Consider the following 20,338-nt stretch of genomic DNA (forward strand, 5'->3'; position numbering starts at 1 on the left):
CAAGAAACATCGTGACCCCGCTTGATCCCAGGCTGGGCGCCGGGCCAGGTCATGACTGAGAGCGCACCGCCCTCGCCATGGGTGTTGGCCGGACCGATCCTGCGGCAATGCACACCGTCCCGGCTGGTGTGCTGGCTGGCGGTGAGCGCGCCAGTTAGTCTGCGCATTCGTATCGATTCCGGCGAGAGCTCATTGCGCGAACAGGTGCTGGTGCCCGGTGACCCGGGTTGCCGCATGCTGAGTGCCGGGACGCATCTGCATTATCTGTTGATTGATCTCCGCTTCGACGTACCTTTGCCGCAAGACTGCTGGATCGGCTACACGGTGGCGCTGCAGCCCCTGACTGAAGGTGACGATACATGGCTTGAACACGCGGACTGGGCGCCGGGCTTGTGCTATCCGGGCAGGCCGACCCCCGGCTTCGTATTGTCCTCGCGCATCCACAGCCTGCTTCACGGCTCATGCCGCAAACCGCATCACGTCGGTGGTGATGGCCTGATCGAGGCCGACCGCTTGCTGGAGCGTCTGCTCGCGCAGGCTGCGCCACAAACGGGACAGCTGCCGCCAAAGGACGGAGAGGAGGCGCCACCCGCCTGGCCGTCGGTGCTGATGATGACGGGCGATCAGGTGTATGCCGATGATGTGGCGGGACCGATGCTGCATGCCATTCATCAGGTCATCGCTCGGCTCGGCCTGCCTGACGAGCCGTTGGCCGGGGGGGAACTGACGGGTGCCGACAGCGCGCAGGCCCTGTATCGTCATCCCGCCGGCTTCTACCGCCGCGAAACCCTGTTGCCGCGCCATGCGCGCAACTATGCACTGATCGAGGTGTTGTTCGGTGGGGTCGAGAAACCAGTGTTCACCACCGATAGCGCCCACAATCATCTGATTTCGCTGGGTGAGGTGCTGGCGATGTATTTGCTCGTGTGGTCGCCCGCGCTGTGGTCGCAGATTGATCTGAGTCCGCCTGCCAGCCTTGATGCCGACGTGCTTGAACGTTACCGTTCGGAGTGCGGTGTGATTCAGGATTTTGTCGCCGGACTGCCAGCGGTTCGGCGTCTTTTTGCCCATCTGCCGACCGCAATGATCTTTGACGATCATGATATTACCGACGATTGGAACCTGAGTCGTGAGTGGGAAGAGGTGGCCTACGGGCACCCGTTTTCGCGGCGGGTCATTGGCAACGCCGTATTCGGATACCTGATCAATCAGGCCTGGGGCAATCAGCCGGATGCATTCGACGCGCAGTTGCTGGAGCAGGCTCAGGTCAGCCTCGATAGCCCCGGTACAGCGGTGCACGAGGCGCTGATCGAGCGGTTGTTGCGTTTCGAGAGCTGGCACTATACCTGGCCAACCCAGCCGCCGCTGGTGGTTGTCGACACCCGCACTCATCGCTGGCGATCAGAGTCCGCTGCCCGCCAGCCTTCTGGCTTGATGAACTGGGAATCACTGACTGATCTGCAGCAAACACTGAAGGGCTTACCCGCGGTGTTGCTGGTGTCGCCGACCCCGATTTTTGGGGTGAAACTGATCGAATCCATTCAGCGCGTGTTTTCCTGGTTCGGGCAATCCCTGCTGGTGGATGCGGAGAACTGGATGGCCCACCCCGGATCGGGCCACGCGATCCTCAACATCTTCCGCCACCCCAAGACACCGCAACATTTTGTGGTGCTATCGGGCGATGTCCACTATTCCTTCGTCTATGACGTCGAGTTGCGCGGGCGGGTACGTGGTCCGGACATCTGGCAGATCTCGAGCAGCGGGCTGCGCAACACGTTTCCGCCGCGTCTGCTGGATGTCCTCGATCGCGCCAACCGCTGGCTGTATTCACCACGCTCGCCGCTCAACTGGCTCACGCGCCGTCGTCACCTGCGGGTGATCCCGCGCAAGCCAGACGGTATTGCGCACGGCCGCCGTTTGCTCAACGGCAGTGGGATCGGCTTGGTCGAGCTCGATATGGAGGGGGTCCCATGGCGCATCCGACAACTGCTCTGCGATGGGCAAAACGTCAGCTTCTCGCGCCGTGAAGCGGAGTCACGGTGGGATTAAGCGGCTTACCTGACTTACGCCACAGCGCGAAAGTAGTGATAGAAAAGGCGCTTTCAGTCCTTTTCCCGAGCGTGCTCTGCAGCGACAGCTGGCATGTTGCCTGCGGGGTTGGGTCCGGAGTGACCTGCGGTGATTAGCAACCACTTGGCCATATTTTGAGGGCTGTGACCGCTTGCCGACTCATTACGGCCGCTCGAAGCTGAGACGCCCAATGGCCGTTCTGGCCGAGTTGTGTGCATTGGCGCTCTGGCAGCTTGCGAAGTACAGCAGCCGTTGGCCGGGCGGAGAACAATCAGACTTCGATCAATCACGAAGGAGTCTGAAATGGAATCCAGTCACCCCCGGGAACCCTGGAACAAAGGCAAGCTGATCGGGCAGAAGCCACCGCTCAAGCCGAAGGACATCTGGGCGATCCGAATTCAGCTTCAAAACGCTCGTCAGGTTCGAGACCTGGCGATGTTCAACCTGGCGATCGACAGTAAGCTACGCGGTTGCGATCTCGTCAATCTGCGCGTCCGCGACATCACGCATGGCGACCATGTCTTGTCACGGGCGATGGTCGTGCAGCGAAAGACACAAAGACCGGTACAGTTCGAGCTGACCGAACCGACGAGGACAGCCGTCACAGCGTGGATCGAGAAGGCGAAATTGAAGCCGGACCAATGCCTGTTTCCCAGCCGCGTCTCCACGTCACCTCATGTTTCTACGCGACAGTAGGCCCGCATCGTGCATCAGTGGGTCGCTTCCATCGGACTCGATCCGACGGTTTATGGCACGCACACCATGCGACGGACCAAGGCGACGTTGATCTACAAACGGACGAAGAACCTACGTGCCGTGCAGCTCTTGCTTGGCCACCTCAAGCTCGAGAGCACGGTGAGATACCTCGGGATTGACGTCGATGACGCACTGGAGATCTCGGAGCAGACCGAGATCTAGCGCTCCCTGTTCCGGCCGCAACGCTGTTCTTCCCAGGGCTTCCTGCGGCCGCTTTCAGGCGCGATGGTCTATGCGTACAATCGGCCAGGAAGAGACGGTCGGCCTCAATCTTCGAAAGAGTGCTAAAGACTGGAAAGAGCCATTCGGCGTTTGCGCGTCTCAAGGCCATCTATGGGAAGTCGATGCCTGTGGGTTTCGGCGTCGACGGTCAGTAATGTGGGGTAAAGCGGTCGTAGCAAATACTCGATCCGGTTCGCAGATGAAGTCTCGGGCCGCCTCGTGGGAGGCGGCCCGCGTGTTTCCCCGTCGAAGCGTTAGTCCGTGGCTTTCTTGAGCGCTTCAGCGGCAGCCTTCTGCGCCTCTGCCGTCATCTGCGATGGGCCGAGCTTGAACGTCAGCTTGTCGATCGTGCCGGTGAACTTGAAAGGCAACTCGTAGCTGTCGTCCACTCCCGATCGCGTATCCAGGCCCACGTCCATGGTCTCGTCGATGGACATGAGGATCGGAATAGTGTGCTTGATCGTCTTGCGATCCAGTTCCTTGCCGTCCACGGACAACACGCCGGTGCCGCCCTTGGCGGGACCGGGGCCGTCATACTTGAAGTCGAACACGATCGTATGCTTGCCGGGCTTGAGCGCTTTACCAAACAAGTCCTGGTCAACGATCGCGCCGACGCCGCCTTCCCAACGGAATCGTTCGAGATCAAGAAGGTTGTATACAAAGACCGGCTTGCCCTTTTGCAGGAAGAGGCCGTAGCCGCCGAAGCGGCCGCCCAGCGTCACGATCATGCCTTCCGCGCCGCCTTCAGGGACGGTGATCTCGGCGGTGATGGTGTAGTCCTTGTTCAGGATGCTGGGCGCATTGCCGACGGGAATACCGGCCTTCTCACCGGTGTAGGTGAAAACGGTCTGGCCCGCAGTCGCGCTCGGTCGCGGCGTCAGGAGACGCGGCAGAATCGAGTTGTCCAAAGGCAGGACCTGGTATTTCTTCGCCTCAGTCAGGAACAGGGCCTGCATCTCCTTGAGCTTGGCCGGTTCCTTGGCCGCGAGATCGTTGTTCTGCGAGTAGTCATCCGCGATGTTGTAGAGCTCCCACTTGTAGTCGCTAATGGGCGGCAGAGCCTTGCCGCCGAGCAGCCAGACTGGCTCGGGCGGCGTGGTGCAGGCATACCATCCGTCGTGATAGATCCCGCGGTTGCCGAACATTTCGAAGTACTGCGTGTCGCGTTTCGACGGCGCCTTGGCGTTTGCCGCATCAAACGTGTAAGCCATGCTCACGCCTTCGATGTGCTTCTGCTTGATGCCGTTGACGTCCTCGGGGGCCTTCACGCCGGTGACTTCCAGGATGGTCGGCACGATATCAATGATGTGATGGAACTGCGTGCGGATGCCACCCGCGTCCTTGATGTGGCCAGGCCACGAGATGACCATGCCCTGTCGGGTGCCACCGAAATGCGACGCGATCTGCTTGGTCCACTTGAATGGCGTATCGAATGCCCAGGTCCAGCCCACCGCCATGTGTGGGTAGGTCTTGGCCTGACCCCAGTCCTCATAGTGCAACAACTGCTCGGCCTCGGGGAGAGTCAGAATGCCGTTATAGGCGGTCATCTGGTTGAAGGTGCCCTCCAATGTGCCTTCCGCGCTGGTGCCGTTGTCGCCGCTGATGTAGATGATGATCGTGTTATCCAGTTTGCCCATGTCCTCGACGGCTTTAATGACACGGCCGATCTCATGGTCCGTATAGGCAACATAGCCGGCAAAGTTCTCCGCTTCGCGGGCATACAGTTTCTTCTGGATCTCGCTCAACGAGTCCCACTTCGGCAGCTTCGCGCCAGCGTACTCGGCCTGACCATCTGGCCACGGAGTGAGTTGGGTGTTCGCCGGAATAATGCCGAGCCGTTTCTGGTTGGCGATGATTTGCTCACGCAGCTTTTCCCAGCCCATGTCGAACTTGCCCTTGAACTTCTCCCGCCATTCCAGTTTGGGCTGATGCGGCGAGTGCGTCCCGCCGGGCACGTAGTAGACAAAGAACGGCTTCTCGGGGGCGACCGCGTTCAGGTCGCCCATGTACTTGATGGCCTCGTCCGCCATGTCGGTGATGAGGTTGTAGTCTTTTTTGCCGACGAACGGAAAGATCTGGGTGTGATCGCGGAAAAGATAGGGAGTCCACTGGTCGGTCTCGCCGCCCATGAAGCCGTAGAAATATTCAAAGCCCATTCCGGACGGCCACTGGTCGTAGGGGCCAGCCACGCTGTACTGATAAGTGGGCGTGTTGTGGTTCTTTCCAAACCACGAAGTGGCGTAGCCATTGTCGCGCAAGATGGTGCCGATGGTTGCTTTGTCGGGAGTGATGACGGAATCGTAGCCCGGAAAGCCGGTAGACATTTCACCAATCACCCCGAAACCGACCGAGTGATGATTGCGCCCGGTAATCAACGCCGCCCGCGTCGGCGAGCACAGCGCGGTCGAATGGAACTGCGTGTAGCGCAATCCCGCCTTGGCGATACGATCCATGGCGGGTGTGGGGATTACGCCACCGAAGGTGCCTGAAACGCCATAGCCCTGGTCATCGGTCATGATTAGCAGCACGTTGGGGGCGCCCTTTGGCGGCACCACGCGGGGCGGCCAATACGGTGTGGAATCCGGGGCAGTTTCCTTGATTACGCCGCCGAACTTCAAGGGCGGAGGCGGCAGCTGGTTTCCGTTGATGACTTGCGTGGCGCTGGGCGAACCGGGCGTGCCGGTGATTTGTTGGGCCTGCACACTGGTCAGCGCCAGCGCGCTCACCAGCACCGCCATGAGGAAGCTTCTTGTTTTCATATGGTCGTTCCTTTCGTTTTGCCAAGGATAGGGATGCCCACCTCTTGCGTGGAGTATCGCTATCGAGCGGCGACAGGTCAATCACAGGTTTTCGGCACGAACAACCTCAAGGCAGCGAAATTCTTGGTGTCACATAGTCGATTCTTCAGCGACTGCAAAGGGGAGAGAAATCCCCCCCAGAGAACCGCCTCTTGCGAACTGCGTTGCCTCGGCCACATCTCCACGTCACGATACGTCATCGACTGCTTTCGCTGCATTGAAGCCATTGATCCGCAAAGCTCGAATGGCTCTTCAGGGTCGGATCCGGGCGTAGCTAAACGGTCAAAGCCGCCGTTCGGCGTGATTGGCCACCGGATGGCCGGTAAAGGAGCCATACCGGCCGTCCGCGCCATGTGCCGCCAACGGCCGCTCTGGCCGACAATCAGACGCCGGGCGCCCCTTTCCCAATGCCCGCTTCGCAGCAAACACCGGACGCTGATTGTCGTCGCTCTGCGGGCGCTCATCGCCGCCAAATTCCGCCGCCAACTATTGCCGCCGAATTTGCGCGGTTTGACGCCGCCGCTAAAGCCCGGTCGAATTCGATCCGATCAGGATGCATTTCGCCCGCCCTTGGCCGAAGTGCCTGCGTACCATCGTAGCTGTTTCCTCCCCTGCAGCACTTTCCCCGGCCACCGTGCCGGGGCTTTTCGGAGGGGGTTCGGTGAGCCTCCTGCGAACAGCCCATTGAGTTTCGATCCCGCACCGTAAGGCGCAGGATGGACGTGTGGTAGCTGGCCACGAGAAAACAAACAGCATCATGACCCCGCCGGGGAAGCGTATCCCGGCAGGGCTACCTTCATGCCGCGCGGAACGTTCCAACCGGCCTTGCCGTGGCCTTCCCCAGGACCCCGGCATGGGGTGCTTCGGAAGGTCCCGACTGGGACATTCCATGGAGGCACCTGCAATGAAACAGGCTTATCGAACACAGAGCGTCAAGGATGACGCACGCGGGCGCTGGGAGCGGGTCCTGCCCGATCTGGCGCCGGCGTTGAAAGAGGCTGTGGAGCGGCGAGGGAAGCATGTCCCTTGTCCGGTCCATGGTGGTCGGGACGGCTTTCGGGTTTTTCCTGACGTCGATCAAACCGGCGGCGGCGTCTGCAACACCTGCGGCTTTTTTGCCGACGGCTTGTCTTTGCTGATGTGGGCCAACGACTCGGATTTCGGTCGCACGATCCGCGAAGTGGCAGAGCATGTCGGCGGCCAACCCGTCAGCAGCACCCGCAGGCAAGGGCCGTCGGTCGCAAGTGGTATGCCCGACGATGCTACCCGCCGCGAACACCTCAATCGCACGTGGCGGGAATCCCTCCCGCTGACACACCCGCAAGCCGAGCCGGCACGTCTTTACCTGGCGCGGCGCGGTCTGTCGGCAACGCCACTACAAACCCTGCGCTTTCATCCCGCGCTGGGTTACTACGCCGATCGGTGTCTCGTGGGGCGCCATCCAGCCATCCTTGCCCAAGTCACCGGGCAGGGGGGCGATGCAGTGACTCTCCATCGTAGCTACCTGACGGTCGATGGTCACAAGGCACCGGTTGACGCGCCCAAGAAGCTGATGCGCCATCCCTCGGCGCGACAGCTGACCGGCGGCGCCATTCGCCTGATAGCCCCCGGGAGTCGCCTGGCGGTGACCGAGGGCATCGAAACCGCGCTTGCCGTCATCGAAGCCACCGGTCTGCCCGCCTGGGCGACCGGAAATGCCCATCTTCTGGAAACCTTTGTTCCTCCTCCAGGAGTGCGCCAGGTCCTCGTCTTCGCCGACAAGGACCGGCCGTCGCGACAGCACCCGTCCGGACACGGACAGGAAGCGGCGAGGGTATTGGTGACTCGGCTTTGGGCCATGGGGATTCAAGCCGGTGCGATTGCGCCAGCGCTCACGATTCCCGACGACCAAAAAGGGGTCGATTGGCTCGACGTGTTCAATTTCGCAGGGAAAGCAGGTTTTCCCACGCTCGGCAGCGTCGACAAGGCGCTCACCCGGGCCGCCTGAGGAGGAGGTGACCATGTACGGCGTCATCGACTTCAGTCGGATCAACACCCGGCCAGGCGGGTTCGGGCCTTTCGCACCGCCAGTTGGATGGCAGGGCGACTACCGGCAATACCTGCAAACCCGCTTCGATGGGGACATCGGTGTGCGACAACAGATCCTCGTCGTCGGCCGAATCCTCGTTCGTCAACCGGACGGTACACGCGCCAGGTTTCTCGGCCCGCATGCCGTCGAGGCACGGAAATTTGCCCTTTCCGCCGGCTCATCAATCAGCCGCTGCTAACGCAGCAGACTTTCCCGGCCTTGGCCGGTTTTTCCATCCCACGGGGAGTGTACCGCTCCTCGACGGGGACGGTGCCTTCCCGTTTTTCACTGGAGGCACCATGTACGACAAATTCGCACCCCTTCTCGAGCAGGCTCTCACCGAGCCCGGGATCGTCAGTCAGGCTTTCCGCCGGTTTCACCGCTTCAGCGTCGGCAATCAGATTCTGGCGGCCATCCAGCTTCGGCAAAAGTGCCTGCCCCTGTCGCCCATCGCGAGCTTCAGTCGCTGGAAGGCGCTGGGTCGGTCCGTCTGCAAGGGACAGAAAGCGCTGTCCCTGTGGATGCCGATCACCGTCAAGCGTCGGGAACCTGAGGTCGTTTCCAGTGACTCAGCCAGCTCAAGGAGGAGGCGATGAGCGAGTCCTTCAGCCAGCGCTTCGAAGCCGGATTGCAGCAAATCCTGGACGGCCTGGCCAAGCCGCGTGCCGAGAATCGGCCCGACAAATTACGCGAACGAATTGGCCGGCTCAAGCAGAAGAGTCGCGGCACCAGCCAGCATTACACGGTGGGCCTGGTGACTGACGAATCGGGCAAGCGGGTCACCGGGATCACCTGGCAGAAGGTGCCGCGCGATGGGAGCCAGGCGATGCACCCGGGCGTCTATTGCTTGCGTACCAATCAACTCGACTGGGATGAAGAGCGGCTCTGGCGCACCTATACGCTGCTGACCGATCTGGAGAGCGTGTTTCGCAGTCTGAAGAGCGAACTGGGCTTGCGGCCGGTCTATCATCACCAGGACGATCACGCCGACGGCCACCTGTTCATTACCGTGCTGGCTTACCAGTGCGTGCAATTTCTTCGCCTAAAGCTGAAGGCGGCGGGCATTCACGACAGTTGGACCACTCTGCGCGAGACGCTCTCGGTTCAGCGTCGCGTGACGACGACTTTCCGCCAGCGCGGTGGCCGCGCGCTACATGTGCGCAAGGCCACCAACGCCGAGCCCGAGCTGATGGCGATCTATCGCGCCTTGGGCGTCAACCCCGAACCCGGAGGAACCAAAAAACTGACTTCCTGACACGACATTACGCGCTTGTTGTGCCATTAGAGATTCATTTGCCTTACAAGCCATTGAGAAAACAAGAAATCTTTTTCTGTTGGCTAAACAGGGGTTAGAGCCCGTCCTCTACCAGCGTGCTCCGATCGCCCTCACTCCGGGGGCTCGGCCCTCCTTCTTCGTGCTCAAACCAAGGGTTCCACGCCCCGGAGCCCGCTTTCCTTACACCAGCTTTATGTCGGCTCGTGGACGCCGCTTTCGCCCCGGCGCGGACACCCGGATGTTGAATACGGACCTGCTGACGTTGCGAACAAAGAAGTCCGGCAGTCGTTTGGCCCATCGCTGGCTGGCAAGATCGGGACTCTTAGCTTCTGTCCCCAGAACCTGTGGGTAGCGCTGTGCGGAAGCGGTGGACAAGCTGTGGAAATCTGCCCTGGACCGGCCTCTGCCAAGCGACACTCTCCGCCGACCAAGAATTAGGCGTTGCCAGCAACCCATGAGATGGCGCGTCGGGTCGGTTTGGAAGCGTGGACGACGTCCTTTCCCAACGCTCCAAGGCTTACCGGACCACAGGACCGGCGGGGCGCAGGCGGCAAACCGAGCTTTTCTCGGGGCCGCTCATCGCGCCGCAACGCCTCGTGCTCGTAGGCGTTACAGCCCCAGTGTGAGCTTCGCCGACTTCTTCACGTCGGCTTCGTTATCCTCCATCGGGTGCTGCAAATTCGCCGAAGCCTCATCCCGCGACGAACCCTGACGCAAGTCCCTCAAGCCGATCATCGCCAGCACGCTGAGCCGTTCCGCCCGCTCTCGTATCGCGACGGTACCCAGATCGGCAAGCAACTCCGGGTAGGTGCCCGCCGGAATGTTCACCACAATGCGCAGCGACGACATCTCAAGCGCCCATCCGCTAGAACCCGCGCACGTTCGCCAAAACCGGCACCTCCGGCGTCGACACATTGAGCTGCGGGAAGGCGTCCTTGATCGCCTCCGCAAAGAACCCCGCGCCGCCGCCCACCAGCAGCACCAGGTCAGCCCTAGCGTTCTTCTTGCGCAGGGATTCCCGCAAGCGGGTGGTGACGATCGGTCCGACCTTGTCGGCCGCCCTTTTCAAGTAGGGCGCGACGTCGACCCGCTCGCCGAGAAGAAGCCGGGGTCGACCACCAGCACTCGGCTGTCTTCGAGGTCCTTGGCATCCGGCAGACCCCAGACGTAATCGACAAAGCCTCCCACGGGTTGCGGGACGACCTTGACCTCGCACACGGTGATCTTTCGCGGCGGCGTAATCTGGTGCTCACCTCGCATCTGCATGGCTAGCCGCTCACGCAGCTCTGGATCGAGATACTGATTGACCGGAAGCCCGGTGACGACGCGATCGATCTCGTCCCGCTCGGCGAGCAGAAACCCGGCATGGAAGAGGGCGCGATAAGAGGCCGTCGACGGGTAATCCTCGTGCAACTCGCGACTCCATAGCTCGGCGCGATCGGGCGATAGCCCGGCGACAAACGGTTCCCCGTCCACCAACACGCGCAGGAAATCTTCGTGCTCCTCGCCGCTGATGCGCTCTCACAGTCGGTCGGCCGGCGCAGCGCCTGCCGGTCGTAGCAGAACGCGGGGTTCCCCGCGGGAGAGCGCCGCCCAGCACGCCGTCCTGTGGCAGGGTGACAGCCTGGAAATCCGTGGAGCCAAGGGCGATTACCTGCAGGTCTACGACCACCGCCGCGAGCGCGCCGGTTACGTCCTATCGAGCCAGGTTCGGCCGCAGTCGCTGAAGCCGGAGAGCGCTCCCGAACTGCTCGCCGTGGTCCGTTTTCTGCGCGACACGCCCGGAGAGGAATCCTTGGGCATCAGCTATGCCGCTGCTTATCTCAAGGCAGCGCCGACGGAAGCCATCGATGGCGAAGTGTTCGATGCACTCGGCACCTTCGCCGAACGCCTTGCCCGACGCGCAACCGGCCGCCAGGCGAAAGGACCCGACACCGCCGTCGGCGAGCATCTCGAAGTCGCCGCCGCGTATGGCGTGACCATGGTCAGCTTCGAGCGTGACGAGAAGATCCAGCTCTGCTATGACGGCGACGCCTTCCGCCGTGTCCTGGCGCTGCCGGCATCCGATCTACAGAAAGCCCTGGCGGCGCTGGCGCTCACGCGTCACGACTGCGTCTCACCGAGGCTGACGCCGGTCGAGCGATTCGCCCTCGTTAACTGGCGGGCCGAAGTGCTGGACCGGATCGACACGTCCCGGCTCCCGGATGTCCTGAAGAACCGCCTGCACCTGCGCAAGGCCGGTGTCTGGGCAAGTCTCGCGTGGCAGCGGGCGAGACGGTCCGAACTCGGTGTCGCAGCCGTTGCCGAGGCAGCCAACCGCGCGGTGGACGAACTGGCGCTAATCAAGAAGAGCGAGTTGGCGGAGACGGATGCCGCGACCTATAGCGACGCCGCGATTCGCGTGGGCGCTTCGCGCTGGGCGGCCGAGCCCGGGCTACCTCTCGACCCAATCAAGGCGCCGGTCGGTCTCGGCGTCGCGACCACTCCCGGTGAGCCAGGCGAGACCTGCGTGCATCTGGTCGATGCCCGGCACGACGTGAAGAACCCGCTGCTCACGCGCTGCACCTTCGGCATCGTCTGGTCGGCGTCGGCCGCGGCCCATCCTCAGGGTGTCGCCCTGACGTTGGCCGTGCAACCCCTCGATACTTGGCGCGAGATGTGGGTCTTTCGCCAGGAACCGACGGGCTGGATCGTCGATGTCGTCCCGCCGGCCACCGACACTCCCGACCTCGGCTACGTCGAGTTCGCGGGTTGGGTGCCAGGGCACACGAAACTGCTCGCCGCCCGCGAGGCGAAGGTCGACGGCCGCTACAAGATCCGTTTCGAGCTGGTGAACCTGTCCAGCCTGGAGGTCGAGCGCTGGGCTGACAAACCGAGTTCGCTGTCGGTCTTCTACCGGTCTCAGGCGCCGGCGTGGAAGGCGCGGACAGTGAGCATTCGCTGAGGTTTTCTGGAGGGGACGCGGCCCAGACCCGCGGGTGTTACTTCCCGATATCCTCCTTCATGCCATGGATCGCGACCGAACGGGTCACGATCCATGGCTCGCTGCACTTCGTCCGGCCTGAACCTCGCGGGCATCGGCGAACGGCGTTCGTTCGGCCGGCGACGATTCACGTTTCATCTGCCGCGGGTGGCTTGAAACGCCCTGCTGGTCGGTGAAACGGTGCTCGGGAAAGGTGCGGGTTGTGGACACCCGCGGGCCGAAGGATCGGTTGGGTCTATTCCCGCGGCTGAATAATCATGGCACGTTGGTACAGGTCGACGGTCAAGGCCGCGATGTGCTCTGGTGTCGCGTGATCCCCTGGGCTTCCAGGACAGCCTTCAGGATGCCCTCCAGAACGGCAGGGTCGTGACGGTGTTTGCGGCTCTTCGACATCGCTGACGCTTTTGGAGTCCGTGGCGTAAGCCCCGCCGACTTGGGCTGTGACGCGCCGGCCACGGCCGGTCGCGAGCCAGTCAAGGGTGACGCCTCCGGCGGCGGCAATGGCCCAAGCCTTGTCCAGCGAGGGCATTCGTCGGTCGTTCAGGTAGGTCCGGAGCACGGATTCCGCCATCCCGCACTTCCGGGCAAAGAACGCCACGGAGTGGTCGCCGATCAGCAGCTTCAACCGGGCCGCAAGCGCGCCCAATTCGATTTCAGGAAGGGAATGGCTCGCGTGCGCTTGGTCGGAAGCCATGGCATCAGGCGGCGATTCGCCCGTGGATTCGAACTTGCTCATCGTCGTCCGTTCAGTATCGGCGGTGGATTCGCGGTTCGACACCAGTGCCGCATTCACGCGAACGCACTCGATCTCCTGCCGGGAAACGGTCGGAGGAGCTTACTGCGCCCCGACAACCCGCATTCGCTGCAGCGTCAGCACAAAACTCACGCCATCGTCCACATTGCGAACGGCGATCGTGCCGCCCATCTTGGCCATATAGGTCTTGCCAACGAACAGGCCCTGGCCCCGGTTGCCGTTGGCGCCGGCTTCCGCCAACTCGGAGACGCCGTACTCGAAGATCTTGTCCATGAAATCCTCGGCGACGCGCTGACCGACGTTGTGAACGGTCACCGTCGCAGTGGTCTCCGTCGTCTCCAGGGTGAGTGTAATCGGCGTGCCGGGCTGGCGATAGCGGTCGGCGTTCTTGAGGATGTGGGAGAAGACGTCTTCCAGAGGGTACTCGTCGGCGCGCACGGGCACCGGTCCCTGCGCGGGCGCGCAACGCACGTCGGCAAAGCCCGCGTTGTCGGCGACGTTGCGCAGGAATTCGGCGATGTCGACCGCCTGCACCTGCAGGGTGGACGACTGGAACGTCTCGCTCGGACTGGCGCCACCGTACAGTACACGTACAGCCTGCTGCATGCGGCTGATGTAGCGGTGGCTTGGGTCTCCTGCATGGCGATGCAGTGCCAGGAGGGACTGCAGCGGCGACATGATTTCGTGACCGACCGCGTGCCAGAGGTCTCTTTCCTGCTCCGCGCGGATCCTTTCCCGCTCGGCGTCCTCCTTCACCCGACGCAGGAGATCGTTGAGACAGTTGGCGAGGATGCCCAACTCGTCACCGCCCCGCAGGTCCGCCAGGTCGAAGCGATCGAGGCCGTCGGTCGTCTTCACGCGTCTGGAGAGCGCGCTGGAACAGCGGGTGAGGTGGCTAATGCGGCGGATGATGCCGATTTCGATGACCAGCCACGCCAGCGCGATGGCCAGCAGCATTGCGCCGACGAACCAGGAAACGCGGGTGGCGACGGCGCTCAGGATCTGGTTCACGCTGCGCGCGTCACCGTGGAGCACAATCTGATGGTTGCCCATCGGCGTCGCCACCTCGTCGGCGAGTTCGACCGGGGCGTCGAAGCGTTCCACCGGCAGCTTGCGAATCAGGCGCGTGAGCAGGAGCGACGATTCCTCGATGACCTCGTGCTTGCCGCGCAGTTGTACTTGATCCGCTTCTTCAACGCGGCCGGCCTTCCGAATCGTCAGGGTTTCGCCTGGCAGGAGAAGGTCCGTCAGGTCGTTGAGGGAGAAGGGTGCAACGGCACCGTCGGCGTTGCTATCAAAAATTGCCGGGCCGTCGCCGGGCGGCAGCACTTCGACGCGGACCTGGAACTGGTCGAGGTCCGGTGGCGGCCACTGGGGCTTTTCCGGCTGGAAGAGCGCGTCGCGCAGGACGTCGATGGGCAGGCGCAATGAGAAGAAGGATTTCTTCTCGCAGGCTTCATCGCTCTCGCTGGCGGCGTCAAGGCACCTGCCGCTCTGCCATACCCAGCCACGGAATTCCTTCACCGGCATCTCGCCGGTGTAGTCCCGGTCGTCGAGTTCCACGTAACCGGTGAAGCGACCCCGCGTCCCCGACGCTCGCCGGCGCTCATTACGGCCCGGGACTTCAAAGGGCGCGAGCCAGCGGTAGGTCTCTCCACGCAGGCTGACCACTACCCGCAAGCGGTGGGCGCCATCGAGAAACTCGTTACCGATGCGGTGAGGAACGAGCGTGCTGCTGACGAACGTACCGGCCGCATAGATGAAGCCGCCGGCCCAGGCGTTGTTGGCGATGGCGACGCACAGACTGCCGTAGTTCTTGTACTGGACCAGGCAACCGGCCATTTCCACGGCGTGACGGACCTTGCCCTGGTCGTCGAAATCGATGGCCGAGAAGGGCAGCATGACTGGGCGTAGCGGTGTCACCGGACCGTCGTCGCGCGGCGGGTTGAGCAGCGCCAGCTGGCCAGCCGGGTGGCGCAGGCGGGCGACGATCTGTTCCTTGGTCTTGGCGAAGCTCGCCTGATAGTTGTCGTAGCTACGCTGCTTCTCCTCCTGCAAGACTGCGACCGCCATGGCGACCACGGCCAGCGCAAGTAGCAGGAAGGCGCTGCGAAAGAGGATGCGCAGCCGGAACGATGCCAGCCAGGCCAGCGGTTTCATTCCGGCGACCTCAGCGAAGGGGCGCGGAGACGCGCCGGAGCGCCACGGAGGAACCTGCTGCCGTCCATCACCCGCCTACCGATCGCTTGCGCCTGTGGGGATTCGGTCGGACCAGCGGAAGCCGCGCATGGGGATGTTCTCGATACGGTCGAACTCCTCGTCCAGTTCTCGGAAAGCTTCGCGAATGGTGCTGATGTGTTTACGGATGTTGTCCCGATTACGGCCGTTTTTGACGACCTGGAAGAGTTCGTCGTAGGAGACCACCTGGCCGCGCTTCTCGTAGAGCGTGGCGAGGATGCGCTGGGCGGTCAGTGGCAGGTTGACGCGCTTGCCTCGCCACAGGGGCGTGCTTTGCCGCAGGGGGTCAATGGAGAGTTCGTTACCGGCAGGCAAAGGGGGCTTGCCGTTGTCGCGCTGTCGAGAGGCGCGCAGGATTTCCAGAAAGGTGTCGATGAAGTCGCGTTCTTCAAAGGTGGTCTTCTGCAGGTAATCCCAGGCATCGAGCGCCTTCATGATGCTGCGGTAGAGGGTGGCGGGCATCGCCGAGACCACCAGCACCGGCGTGCCGCTGCCGCCCTTGTTGATGGCGTTGATGATCGCCACGCCGGCATGGCGTTCCCGCCCCAATTCGATATCCAGCACCACCAGATCGTAGTTCTCGCGGGCAATGGCGGCTTCGGCATCGTCGCGGGTGAACCACTGTTCCACGGTGATGTCCGGGTGCGCGGAGAGAATCCATTCCTTGAGTTGATTGCTGGTGGGAATGTCGTCTTCGATGATGGCCACTCTGAACATGCGGCGCTCCGTTCCTGTGTTGCGAAAGTATCCCTGTTTTTGACGGAGGAGCCACTGCCGTGGCGTGAATGTTTGTTCACGCGTCGGTAGCAATGGGCGCGCTCCGGAACATCAACCGCACAGCGTGGACCGAAGTCGCCCGGCGGCGGCATGGATTGCTCCAAGGCTTCTGCGGCACCATGACTGCCATGAGAGATCGGCCGGCGTATCGACGTGCCACTTTTCGGAACGGGGCAGGTAGGCTATGCCCCGGAAGCGTACCGCAGTGGAGGGAGCCACCATGTCGGATCGTCTGAGGAACCTCGTCGCAAGCCTGCTTCAAATCCGGGAAACGCTGGCCTTTACCATTTTTCTGGTGGGCACAGATCGCCGGTGCCGTCGATCCGCGCGCCCCTTATGAGGCCACGAGACCGGGCAGTGGTACTGCAGGAGACCTGCAGCGACACGCCGCGACGATCGAGCGCTCTTGACCGCAAGCGGAGCACCGCCAGAGCAACTGGCCACGTGCGAAGGACGAGTTTTAAGCGTCGGCCTCGAAATGTGACCGGAAAAGCCGTATCTCGGCCGCAGGGGGAGGCGGGCATTGCCCACGATTGCACCCAATCCCTATTCGATAAGGATTGGGTGGACCGCAGCCTTATGGAAAAAAAATGCCTGCTCATCGGTCTCGATTTACCCCCGGGACGAAGCCCTGCAAGGCCTTGAAGCCCGCCCGGTCGGCGAATTGGCCGTCCCTGATGACCGGGAAGTGCGTTGGCCCCTGCGATAGCCAGCGCCTTGGGGTGTCCGGGCTAAGGCGTTTTGGCGGATTTCTCAAAAGGATTGCTGGGGTGGCGAATCCTTATCTTTAAGAGGGGGCACGAACGACCGATGGAGGACGGCATCAGGGACCTGCGAGCACTGTTGCAAGCTCAGCTGAGAGACGTGTTCGAGCAGGCGAGAGACCTTGGCAATCGCTACTGCAGGAAATCGTGGAGGCGAACACCGCAAAGGGCTGGAATCAGAAGAACCGGTTGCAGTTTCGGGTTCGGCAGCGGGGCAATGCGATCGCCCTCGAGTGGTACCTCATCAACTGGTACGGCAGGAAGGATCAGGGCCGCGAGCTGCGCCGAACGTACATCCCGAAGCGCAACAAGAGCAGGCGGCGGGATGCGCAAGTGTTCGGCTACAGCATGGAGGACCTGCTTTGCCACACCTCGGGGTGGGACGATGATCTGGTGACCGCTGTCGAGAGCGAGGCCAGCGCCTATCGCCGTCAGGCGCACTTCCTTGCCGACATGCTCGTGACCCTGGGGCGCCCTGGAGCGGTTTGCGACGGCGCAGACGCAGGGACCGTCGCCGGGCGCGCAGAAGGAGTCCTTGTCATGAACAAGCCCCCTCGTTATCTGGTGAGCGATCAGTTCGATCTTGGCATGCTTGCCTCGTTGACCGCGGACATTACGCTAACGGAGCTTTCCCTCGACGACGTGTGCCAACGCATCGAGGATGCCGAGCGCGAGCACGAACTGGGCCTTCATGGCGGATGGGCTGCTGCCGTGACAAACAAAGCGGCGGTCACGCTGGTGCTCAACGCACCGATATTGCTGGTCGCCCGGCGGGTGAAAACCGATTACGGGGTGATTTTTAAATGGGTGCAGGTCGAAGTGATCAACTGATTTTCTCGCGGTGCTCTGGGCGGTGATGAGCGCTTGGTCCATGATCCAAAGGCGCAGTCAACGAGAGGCCGGAATTGAGAAATCGCGCGAACGTTGTCGATTAGAAACCCTCCGGGCGCGATCCATCGCATTTCTTCAGCGCCGATTCAGGGAACTAGGGCGGGCCAATCGGCTCGAAAAAAATCGTGGTGTCGAATAAGCCTGTACTGGCTTAAAATCCGGATAAGTAGCGTTTTTTCAGCGTTCCATTTCAACCAGTAACACCTCTCAGGAGATTCCATGCCGAACTACCAGGAACTGATTGCCCAACGGGACGAACTCAATCAACGGATCGACGAAGCCCGTAGAACTGAAGTGGCAGAAGCGATTCGTCGGGTGAAGAACATTATTCAGGAACACGGATTGACCGCGGCCCAGTGTGGTTTTGGCGCAGGCGCTGCAAGCGTCAAGAAAGCGCGCATCCCCGTCAAAGCCAAATACATTACGCCCGACAGAACAGTGACATGGAGCGGTCGTGGAAAGTGTCCGAATGTGTTCAAGGCGTTGGTTGACGCAGGTCACCGGATGGAAGACTTCTTGCTGAAGTGAGTTATAGGCCCAACCCGCTCATTGTTGTGAGCGATCCAGCATGGTTGTATTCTGCGATTGAGCTTTACGCTCTTTCTGTGTGCAACGCGGGTTCGTTTCGATGTCTGACAGGACCGTGAGAATCTCGTGGTGGCCGCCTCATTGATCGTATCTGCTCCTTCTCGCTGCCGTGTCCGCAACCACTCAAGCAGGAGATAAGATCATGGACATGACCATCGCTTCAAGTGCGTTTGCGAACAACGCGACGATCCCCAAGCTCTACACGTGTGAGGGCAAGGATATTTCCCCGCCACTGGCCTGGAGTAGCGTACCAACGGCGGCAAAGAGCCTGGTTCTTATCGTGGACGATCCCGATGCCCCCGATCCCGCCGCGCCGCGCATGACCTGGGTTCACTGGGTGCTGTACAACCTGCCGGTTGAAAGCACCGGGCTGCCGGAGGCCGTGCATTCGTTGCCGGCAGGCACGCTCGATGGACTGAACGACTGGCAGCGCGCTGGCTACGGAGGCCCCTGTCCTCCCATCGGTCGGCACCGCTATTTCCACAAGCTCTACGCGCTCGACGTTGTGCTGCCCGACTTGAAGGAACCGACCAAGACGGCCTTGGAGGACGCGATGAAGGGGCATGTCGTTGGGGAAGCGCAGTTGCTCGGTACCTATCAGAAGGGGCGTTGATCTCGCTTTGCACGAAAACCTTGCTCCCATCGTTTTCTGCGTTCTGATGGGCGCGACGCTTCCCGACCCGCCAGCGCTGTGGTTGTCCGGTCGTCGAACAGTTAAAACCGGTAGCGACGGACTCCACGAGAGGACCATGATGTCCGTTTGGGGGCATCGCCTGGCATGTTGGAGGCGCTATCAACGCCCTTTGGCAACGTGTCGGTCGAAGACTGACGAATGATACGGGCGCCGGCATTGCCGGCCACTTGCGGCATGAGCGTCGCGTACAATCGTCGCAAGTCGCCTTCTCGGAACTTCGGGCCGCCGATGCCGGACTTCCCGAGGAATCATCATGGGTGGGCTCGGTGTTTTAGTGGCGGCAGATTGACTCCATTTCTTCAAGGCACGACGTGACGCAAGAGGACCAAACTCCAGGCTGCTCGCCGCTCGCTCAAGCGGTGACGCGAGACGGCAAGACCGTTCCAATCGATATCTACGAGAACGGAGAAGGTGGCTGGCTTCTGGAGGTGGTCGATGAACACTGGAACTCCATCGTTTGGGATGGCTCGTTTGCCAGCGACCGCGAAGCGCTCGACGAAGCCCTGAACACTATTGAGGGTGAGGGAATTGGGGCGCTGATTGGTTCGCCGAGTGGCGAGCAGAAGGCGATGGATTTCCATCAACCGTTGTCTGAAGCGGAACTCGACGAACTCGACGACTTTCTCGCCGACGAGGCCATCGAGACAGGTCGATGGATGTCTCGATGATGGAAGGGTTTCTGACCGCGGTCGCGATCGGACCCCGGATGGTGCTGCCGTCGGGATGGTTGCCCTGGGTGTGGGATATCGAGAACGGCCAAGCCGAAGCAGGGTTCGAGAGCGAGGAACACGCCAATCGAATCATCTCGCTCGTCATGCGACACTACAATGCGGTGGTCCAAACGTTCATCGACGATCCTGCATCGTTCAAATCGGTTTTCCGGCGCGGCGACCAGTGGGGTGCAGCCGAATGGTGTGAGGGTTTCAGTCTCGGTTTTCAGTTCAGCGACGAGGCGTGGAGCCTGCTCGGTGGTGGGCAACCTACCTGGTTCGCCCCTTTCCTGCGTCTGGGTACCGACGATGGCATCTCCATCACCAACAACACTGGTGACGCTGAAAAATGGATGAACGAGATCGAACCGTCGCTCGTGAAAATGCACGCCTACTGGAAAGACAAACCTGGCAGCCAGCCTGGCGGAGTCATCCAGGACGAATTCCACCTTGCCGGGCAGAAAGAAGTCGGGCAGGTCGTTCGTGGCGGGCCAAAGGTCGGTCGCAACGATCCGTGTCCTTGTGGCAGTGGCAAGAAATTCAAGAAGTGCTGTGGAGCCAACGACGCTCCGGCCGCTTTGCATTGAGCGGCGTGAGATGAAGACGCCGCGTTCACCGTTTCGTTGAACCACGACTTGGGAATGGTGCCGAGAGGCGAGGGGTAAGCCGAACAAAACTCCCTGCGGTCCCGAAGCGTCCTGACGCAGCGCTCCATGCGCGACCGCTACTCGGCCGAGGGTGACTGCTTG

General features: G+C 61.7%; 18 protein-coding genes and 1 pseudogene. 11 read left to right on the forward strand and 8 right to left on the reverse strand.

The features are described from left to right. The first annotated feature begins 51 nt into the window (after nt 1-51). Together QZ648_RS05715 and QZ648_RS05720 are read left to right on the forward strand one after the other, a co-directional pair. The gene (locus QZ648_RS05715) at nt 52-2,049 is read left to right on the forward strand and encodes an alkaline phosphatase D family protein (RefSeq protein WP_291996374.1); all 1,998 of its coding nucleotides are present in this window, start codon (nt 52-54) and stop codon (nt 2,047-2,049) included. A gap of 324 nt (nt 2,050-2,373) precedes the next feature. Next, nucleotides 2,374-2,988 (forward strand): annotated as a pseudogene (locus QZ648_RS05720) (tyrosine-type recombinase/integrase). Between the two features lie 314 nt (nt 2,989-3,302). Here the strand turns inward: QZ648_RS05720 and QZ648_RS05725 are convergent. After that, entirely contained in the window at nt 3,303-5,786 is a 2,484-nt protein-coding gene (locus QZ648_RS05725) for an arylsulfatase (protein ID WP_291996549.1), read from the reverse strand. Nucleotides 5,787-6,750: 964 nt separating this feature from the next. On the opposite strand from QZ648_RS05725, the gene QZ648_RS05730 reads away from it, so the two are divergent. Together QZ648_RS05730 and QZ648_RS05735 are read left to right on the forward strand one after the other, a co-directional pair. Beyond that, entirely contained in the window at nt 6,751-7,833 is a 1,083-nt protein-coding gene (locus QZ648_RS05730) for a primase-helicase zinc-binding domain-containing protein (protein ID WP_291996375.1), read from the forward strand. Nucleotides 7,834-7,846: 13 nt separating this feature from the next. Beyond that, nucleotides 7,847-8,113, forward strand: coding sequence for a hypothetical protein (locus QZ648_RS05735; RefSeq protein WP_291996376.1), 267 nt, complete (start codon nt 7,847-7,849; stop codon nt 8,111-8,113). Here the strand turns inward: QZ648_RS05735 and QZ648_RS05740 are convergent. Next, the gene (locus QZ648_RS05740; RefSeq protein ID WP_291996377.1) at nt 8,100-8,342 is read right to left on the reverse strand and encodes a hypothetical protein; all 243 of its coding nucleotides are present in this window, start codon (nt 8,340-8,342) and stop codon (nt 8,100-8,102) included. The genes QZ648_RS05735 and QZ648_RS05740 overlap by 14 nt on opposite strands. 164 nt (nt 8,343-8,506) lie before the next feature. On the opposite strand from QZ648_RS05740, the gene QZ648_RS05745 reads away from it, so the two are divergent. Continuing rightward, complete coding sequence (locus QZ648_RS05745; RefSeq protein WP_291996378.1) at nt 8,507-9,169, forward strand: transposase; 663 nt, start codon at nt 8,507-8,509, stop codon at nt 9,167-9,169. A 630-nt stretch (nt 9,170-9,799) separates the two neighbouring features. Here QZ648_RS05745 and QZ648_RS05750 read toward each other — a convergent pair. Genes QZ648_RS05750 through QZ648_RS05760 form a run of 3 tightly spaced genes read right to left on the reverse strand, consistent with a single transcriptional unit; the run spans nt 9,800 to nt 10,705 of the window. Then, on the reverse strand, nt 9,800-10,039 hold the full coding sequence (locus QZ648_RS05750; protein ID WP_291996379.1) for a hypothetical protein: 240 nt from the start codon (nt 10,037-10,039) through the stop codon (nt 9,800-9,802). Between the two features lie 16 nt (nt 10,040-10,055). Continuing rightward, the gene (locus tag QZ648_RS05755) at nt 10,056-10,259 is read right to left on the reverse strand and encodes a hypothetical protein (RefSeq protein ID WP_291996380.1); all 204 of its coding nucleotides are present in this window, start codon (nt 10,257-10,259) and stop codon (nt 10,056-10,058) included. Next, nucleotides 10,256-10,705, reverse strand: a complete 450-nt coding sequence (locus QZ648_RS05760; protein ID WP_366144076.1) for a hypothetical protein — start codon at nt 10,703-10,705, stop codon at nt 10,256-10,258. Before QZ648_RS05760 ends, QZ648_RS05755 begins: the two co-directional genes overlap by 4 nt. Here QZ648_RS05760 and QZ648_RS05765 point away from each other — a divergent pair. After that, nucleotides 10,704-12,134 (forward strand): hypothetical protein, encoded by a 1,431-nt coding sequence (locus QZ648_RS05765; RefSeq protein ID WP_291996381.1) that lies wholly within the window; start codon nt 10,704-10,706, stop codon nt 12,132-12,134. The genes QZ648_RS05760 and QZ648_RS05765 overlap by 2 nt on opposite strands. A gap of 274 nt (nt 12,135-12,408) precedes the next feature. On the opposite strand, the gene QZ648_RS05770 is transcribed toward QZ648_RS05765, so the two are convergent. The 3 genes from QZ648_RS05770 to QZ648_RS05780 form a co-directional block, all read right to left on the reverse strand. Further along, a complete protein-coding gene (locus QZ648_RS05770) occupies nt 12,409-12,966 on the reverse strand; it encodes a helix-turn-helix transcriptional regulator (protein WP_291996382.1) in 558 nt (185 codons plus the stop codon). Nucleotides 12,967-13,008: 42 nt separating this feature from the next. Next, entirely contained in the window at nt 13,009-15,087 is a 2,079-nt protein-coding gene (locus QZ648_RS05775; RefSeq protein WP_291996383.1) for a HAMP domain-containing sensor histidine kinase, read from the reverse strand. Nucleotides 15,088-15,162: 75 nt separating this feature from the next. Next, nucleotides 15,163-15,882 carry a response regulator gene (locus tag QZ648_RS05780; protein WP_291996384.1) on the reverse strand — a complete coding sequence of 240 codons (720 nt, stop codon included), beginning with the start codon at nt 15,880-15,882 and terminating at the stop codon, nt 15,163-15,165. Nucleotides 15,883-16,853: 971 nt separating this feature from the next. Here QZ648_RS05780 and mobI point away from each other — a divergent pair. From mobI to QZ648_RS05805, 5 genes are all read left to right on the forward strand, one after another. Beyond that, complete coding sequence (mobI, locus tag QZ648_RS05785) at nt 16,854-17,537, forward strand: conjugative transfer protein MobI(A/C) (RefSeq protein WP_366144059.1); 684 nt, start codon at nt 16,854-16,856, stop codon at nt 17,535-17,537. A gap of 279 nt (nt 17,538-17,816) precedes the next feature. Beyond that, complete coding sequence (locus QZ648_RS05790; protein ID WP_169064797.1) at nt 17,817-18,125, forward strand: H-NS histone family protein; 309 nt, start codon at nt 17,817-17,819, stop codon at nt 18,123-18,125. A 202-nt stretch (nt 18,126-18,327) separates the two neighbouring features. Further along, the gene (locus QZ648_RS05795; protein ID WP_169064796.1) at nt 18,328-18,798 is read left to right on the forward strand and encodes a YbhB/YbcL family Raf kinase inhibitor-like protein; all 471 of its coding nucleotides are present in this window, start codon (nt 18,328-18,330) and stop codon (nt 18,796-18,798) included. A gap of 440 nt (nt 18,799-19,238) precedes the next feature. After that, complete coding sequence (locus QZ648_RS24815) at nt 19,239-19,547, forward strand: hypothetical protein (protein WP_366144060.1); 309 nt, start codon at nt 19,239-19,241, stop codon at nt 19,545-19,547. Beyond that, nucleotides 19,532-20,176 carry a UPF0149 family protein gene (locus QZ648_RS05805; RefSeq protein WP_291996385.1) on the forward strand — a complete coding sequence of 215 codons (645 nt, stop codon included), beginning with the start codon at nt 19,532-19,534 and terminating at the stop codon, nt 20,174-20,176. Before QZ648_RS24815 ends, QZ648_RS05805 begins: the two co-directional genes overlap by 16 nt. Nucleotides 20,177-20,338 lie beyond the last annotated feature (162 nt).

Source organism: Candidatus Accumulibacter sp. ACC012, assembly GCF_907163155.1.
Classification (GTDB): Bacteria; Pseudomonadota; Gammaproteobacteria; order Burkholderiales; family Rhodocyclaceae; genus Accumulibacter; species Accumulibacter delftensis.